1 protein-coding gene is annotated in these 553 nt (G+C 44.3%); it reads right to left on the bottom strand.

Annotated elements, in window-relative coordinates:
- A partial coding sequence (locus FZ040_RS13855) for a transposase (RefSeq protein WP_439653923.1) occupies positions 1-494 on the bottom strand: 494 nt, incomplete at its 3' end.
- Positions 495-553: the final 59 nt, after the last annotated feature.

Genomic DNA, 553 nt, shown 5'->3' with positions numbered 1-553 from the left:
GACTTTTTCCAGACAAACTTGTATTTGTTGGCAACGGATTCGATTTTTGTTCCATCGATGAAAATATCCTGCAGGGAAATAGCTCCCATATCTTCCAGCATGAAGTCCATCTGGGCAAACAGTTCCTTAATGCAGGAAGCCAGATGTTTGGAACGGAACCTGGCGATGGTTGTATGGTCAGGTACAGGCTTGCCCTCCAGCAGGTACATGAAATTGATATCCCGCCTGCAGGCAAGTTCTATCCTGCGGGAACTGAAAATATGATTCATCCCGGCATAGACAATGATGGCCAACATCTGCCTTGGCGACGCCAAATTTCGATCTATCCGCTGATAGGTCTTTTCCAGTGCCGTAATATCCATACCCCCAATACAATGGCGAAGCAGGCGGACGGGGTCATCTTTGTCAATCTGAAATTCAAGATTAAAAGGAAGAAATACTTGATAACTCCCTTCAAAAGACGTATAATCTCTCTGTGAATTTGGTTTTTGCATATCTAAATTCTACACCTAATCCCGAGGCATTCAAGCCCCGGGATTATCTTTTTGTCCAT

The organism is Pseudoselenomonas ruminis, assembly GCF_008271295.1.
In the GTDB taxonomy this organism is placed as follows: domain Bacteria; phylum Bacillota; class Negativicutes; order Selenomonadales; family Selenomonadaceae; genus Selenomonas_A; species Selenomonas_A ruminis.
This window is presented reverse-complemented; position numbering and strand designations above follow the sequence as displayed.